Genomic DNA, 1,375 nt, shown 5'->3' on the forward strand with positions numbered 1-1,375 from the left:
ACAGTCCATTCATCCACTATATCCCAAAAATTCAAGTTATATTTTGGAGCAGTTTTTGCAGACCATAGAGTAGCCTTATCATTCATACAATCAGCCACATCAATTACGACATACCTACCCGTTCCACTACTAAAGAAGCCGTATGATGATTCTAAATTTATTTTTATCGGCTCATCTAATTCCTCAATGATTCCCCATTCATCTTCATCCATATAAGTTATGTTTTCAATTGAATCTATTCCCATGCTCCTGCTCGGAAAATAATAAAAACCATTATGGAGCTCCTCATAGAACTGCTTAAGTTTAAGTGGGATTTTACCCCAATCTCGTTTTAGCTCATTTTGATTAGAAAAGTTCTTTGTCAGAGGATTACCACCAGTGTAGAACAAAAGTTCACCTGTTTTTGAACTCTCAATGGAATACAAAATAAAATACTCGGTTCCTAACTTCATCAACTCAACCTTTTTTAAAAATTCTTTGAAATACATGATTGTATTTCTCATTTCAACACCCACAATTTCTTCCCATTGGTTAATTAAACGCTCTATTCTAGATTCGTCATCCACTTCATTAAATACATTGTTCCATAATTCCGGGACAATAGCACTATCTATATTTTTTAAGTCAATCATTTCAACTGTAAGTGATTTATTAAACGTATATTTGTTTAGAAAGTTTAATTTATCCAATTTAATTACCTACCTTTCAATATATCATCAATCATACTCTGTAACTGTATTCCCAAGTCTTTTTCAAGCACTATCATTTTTTCTCTAAACGCAGGATCAATCGGAATACCTTCTTTTTTATATATTGACCATTCTTCAAACGATTTTGAGCCTTTAGAAGCATTGGCTGATCTACTGAGACCAGTGAAATTCTCCTCATAATTAAGTATTTTCAGCTGTTCTTCCTTCGTCAGTTTCTCGAAGCCTTCCATTCTAGTTATCTTATCCATTGAAACTATATGGTCTGCTTCCAACCTTTTTGTAACTTCTTTACCTGGTATAGCTGGATCGGCAATTGGTAACTCTACTCCTTCATTCACTTTATTTCTTAACTCAGGAGTTGGAGTTGCCTCTCTCAACTCATCGTATAAATCATCTGGGATTCGTCTATCCCCATATCTAGGTCCTGCTGCAACCTCATCGCTACCACCAAATAAACCTTTTGCCATATTCTCAAATCGATGTGTATTTTCTGCGCCACCCATTACCACTTGCTTAGTTCCGAAAGGGGTAGCTACAACGCGTGATTGAAAAAAGTTCTTAGCGGTTGTCTCTCCAACATCAGCTACCTTACCTAGCTTACCTGCACCATTTCTAATTTGATTTTTTGTGGCATTCGCAGTTGAACTCGCCACATCACTTATAAC

The 1,375-nt window shown here is 35.8% G+C and carries 2 protein-coding genes; both read right to left on the reverse strand.

The window, feature by feature from the left end:
• The coding region (locus tag HCJ66_RS15800; protein WP_187134008.1) for an SMI1/KNR4 family protein at positions 1 to 689 on the reverse strand (689 nt) is incomplete at its 3' end.
• A 5-nt stretch (positions 690 to 694) separates the two neighbouring features.
• Positions 695 to 1,375: hypothetical protein (locus HCJ66_RS15805; RefSeq protein ID WP_246438763.1), on the reverse strand; the 681-nt coding region annotated here is incomplete at its 5' end.

Origin of the sequence: Paenilisteria portnoyi, assembly GCF_014322795.1 — a bacterium.
GTDB lineage: Bacteria > Bacillota > Bacilli > Lactobacillales > Listeriaceae > Listeria_A > Listeria_A portnoyi.